Raw genomic sequence first — 3,502 nt, 5'->3', positions numbered from 1 at the left:
TAAATCCTTATCTGGTAAGAGACTTAATTGATTAGTTTGCTCTAGAGCAAAAACAATTGACAAAAATCGCTAAATGCCTTTCTATGTAAGGGTTCCATCCCTTATAACCCCCGTCCATTGCATAACACAAACCGAAGAGCCCCAAGTCTCAAGCAGCAAAACGAGTACAAAAATCACAATGTATTAACTGCGCTAAAACGATTAAAAATCAAGATGCTCATTGTCCCCATTGCGGTTATTATCAATATGTAGAATGTCATCATTGCCATGAGTTAACTTATAAAAATTTACCTTATTGTTATCATTGTGGTACTGCACAAACTTATGATAGTTAATAGTCCCCAAGCTACTGAAACGAGCAAAGAGAGAATTGCCACTTTATCAACTAATCAATTATGGATTTACTCGAATACCAAGCCAAGGAAATATTTGCTCAAGTCGGCATCCCCATTTTACCTTCCCAACCAATCCACGAACCGGGGGGACTAAAAAGATTAAACATTCCCTACCCCATCGTGCTGAAGTCCCAGGTACGAGCGGGAGGACGGGGAAAAGCAGGGGGGGTGAAATTTGTCGCTAATACCATTGATGCGATCGCTGCTGCCCATGCTATCTTTCATTTACCGATTGCCGGAGAATATCCAGAGGTAATCTTAGCAGAAGCCAGGTATAATCCGCAACAGGAGATATTTTTAGCCATTTTACTTGATTATCATCTGCAAAGACCGGTTTTACTGGGTGCGAGTCAAGGGGGAATGGATGTGGACAGTTTACTGGAAACCATGCAAAAAGTGGTCATCGAAGCGAGATTTTCCCCCTATCTCTGTCGGCAATTAGCCGTATCTATGGGTTTAAGAGGGTCTTTGATCGAGTCTATCAGTCAAATTCTCGAAAAAATGTATAGTCTCTTTGTCAGCAAAGATCTCGATATTATCGAGATTAATCCCCTGGGTATCAACGAAGCTGGGGAAGTGATGGCCCTAGATGGCAAAATAAGTGTTAATGATGCCGCTTTAGCTAGACATCTCGATCTCCTAGCTTTGACCCCACCCCAATTACAATCCCCTTGGTCGATAATTGATCAAACCGGCCGAATAGCCGTGATTAGCAATGGCCAGGGTTTGATGTCCACTGTCTGGGATGCCTTGGCAGGCAAGGGGGCAAAACTGGCGGCATGGCTTATACTGGAGGAAAGACTAGAATTAGAGCAATTAAACGAGCAAATAGAGTCTGGTCTGCAACAATTCCAACTATTGGCCGATTTAAAAGTGATTATCGTTGATATTATCAGTTATCCCGACTTTGGCCAAAAAGCGATCGAGAGTATTAGCAATTACTACCGCAGTTATAGCCCATTATCACCCAGCCGGGGCAGCGGCGAACGGATGATCCGGGCTACCCGACAGGAAAGACAAACCTTGGAACCCAGATCTTTTCCCAATCCCACCGTACCACAAATAATTTTTCGCGTCCTAGCTGACAGCAAAGCGATCGATCTCAGTCAGAGTTTAGCTGATGTTAACTTTCATTGGTTAGAGTCTTTAGAAGAGGTAGTCACGGCAGCAATTAAATTAGCCTAGAATTAGTGATCAGCAGCAATTCTCATTTTGAAATAAATAGAGCATTAACCCCGATTTTGGAAGGCAAAATATAGTAGAAAGTGACTATTTTTCAGGGAGAGGCGATCACTAAAAAAACAATTGGTTGGATAAATTAAGTATAAATACTCAAGCAATCAAAGGGATTGGCTGAGAACGAACGGGGTAAATTCAGGAAGATAGTTCTGTTTTTAGAATAAGGAATTCAAGGGAAATAAAAATTTATAATTATTGTCAGCTAAGGTAAAATGGGTGAGTTAGAAATCCACCAGCACGTCAAATTATTCCAAGATGGCTCAAAAAGCGGCAACCCTAGAAATTTCGGAATTAATGCAATTTTTACGTCAAGAATTAGATGATTTACCCGATGAGAGGAAACCTGGAAATAATAGAAAATATGAGGTAGAAGATGCCGTGATGGCGGCATTTTCAGTCTTTTTTACTCAGTCGCCGTCTTTTTTAGACCATCAACGTTTAATGAAAAGTAATAAGGGAAAAGATAATGCTGAAAGTTGATTTTCAATTGAAAAAATTCCTGGGGATAATCAAATAAGAAATTTGTTAGATCCAGTGCCAGCCTCTAATGTCTCTAGGACTTTTCAAAAAGTCTATCAATGGTTAAAGGAAAAGGGAGTTTTGAAAAAGTTTCTCTACTTAGATGGAGAAATTTTAGTGGCGTTAGATGGCACAGAATATTTCTCATCCAAGAAAATTCATTGCCCTCATTGTAACTGTCGTAATCATCGAAATGGAACCACAACTTATTTTCCTGGCTGTGTCACACCGATGGTGGTTTCTCCTAAGCAAAAACAAGTAATTAATTTAGAGCCAGAATTCATTAAAAAACAAGATGGGCATCAAAAACAAGACTGTGAAAATGCGGCCGTTAAAAGATGGTTAAATAAGAATCATAAAAATAAGTATGGTTATCCTGTAACTCTTTTAGGAGAAGACTTATATTCTCACGAACCTGTTTGTGAATTAGCGGTAAAACAAGGTTATAATTTTATTTTTGTTTGTTTAGAAACGTCGCCTAAAACTTTATATGAATGGCTAGAATTTTTAGAAAAAAGTGGCGAAGTTACGACCGTTGAAAAGAAACAATGGGATGGGCGAAAAAATCTAATTTATCGTTATCGTTATGCTTCTAGAGTTCCCTTAAGAGAGGGCGACTCAAGTCTCGAAGTTAATTGGTGTGAAGTGACTGTTATTAATGAAAAAACCCAGAAAACTATCTACCAAAATAATTGGATAACTAATCATAAAATCACGGAAAATAATGTCGAAGAAATTGTCAAAGCTGGACGCAGCAGATGGAAAGTTGAAAATGAAGGCAATAACGTTCTTAAAAATCACGGTTATAATTTAGAGCATAACTTTGGTCATGGTCAGAATCATTTGTGCGAGTTCTTATTGTCTTTAAATTTACTAGCTTTTTTATTTCATACCGTTTTAGATTTAGTTAATTACACCTATCAAAAGATTCGTGAGCTATTAGTAACTCTGACTTCTTTCTTTAATGATATTCGTACCCTATTAAAATTTATTTGGTTTAAGAATTGGTCGGAGTTTTTCTCATTTATTCTCACCGAATATGTCCCATTCAAACAAGTAAATTCTAGTTGAAAATGTCAGAACTCTTGAAGGCGAAAAAGAAAGTTGTTTATAAAAAAAACTAAAAATTTTGTTAGAATTTCATCTGAATTTATAAGTTGAAATCGATTTTTCATGGACAGAGTTCTTAAAACCTGTCTATCTCCAGCGTTGGATGATAATTAGGGTCTGCTGAAAAAGTTTTTCCTGGGGGTAGGAGTCAGTAGCCGGTCGTCAGGAGTCGGTCGTTTTAGGCTTTGTTGCCCTTGTTTTTTGTACCAAGCGATGTACTACAAGAAGGATAATGCAAG

At 38.2% G+C, this 3,502-nt stretch carries 2 protein-coding genes and 1 pseudogene; all 3 read left to right on the top strand.

What is annotated here, in order from left to right:
• Window positions 1–182 precede the first annotated feature (182 nt).
• On the top strand, window positions 183–335 hold the full coding sequence (locus tag PX481_RS30130) for a hypothetical protein (RefSeq protein ID WP_502888601.1): 153 nt from the start codon (window positions 183–185) through the stop codon (window positions 333–335).
• A gap of 60 nt (window positions 336–395) precedes the next feature.
• Complete coding sequence (locus PX481_RS12965; RefSeq protein ID WP_288094697.1) at window positions 396–1,580, top strand: ATP-grasp domain-containing protein; 1,185 nt, start codon at window positions 396–398, stop codon at window positions 1,578–1,580.
• A 309-nt stretch (window positions 1,581–1,889) separates the two neighbouring features.
• Window positions 1,890–3,138 (top strand): annotated as a pseudogene (locus PX481_RS12960) (ISNCY family transposase).
• The last annotated feature ends 364 nt before the right edge of the window (window positions 3,139–3,502 follow it).

This window comes from Microcystis sp. M53603_WE2, from assembly GCF_030065435.1.
This window is presented reverse-complemented; position numbering and strand designations above follow the sequence as displayed.

Bases quoted from the DNA above. Each gene is read 5' to 3' on its own strand.
- PX481_RS12965 (WP_288094697.1), top strand. From the start codon at position 396: ATGGATTTACTCGAATACCAAGCCAAGGAAATATTTGCTCAAGTCGGC.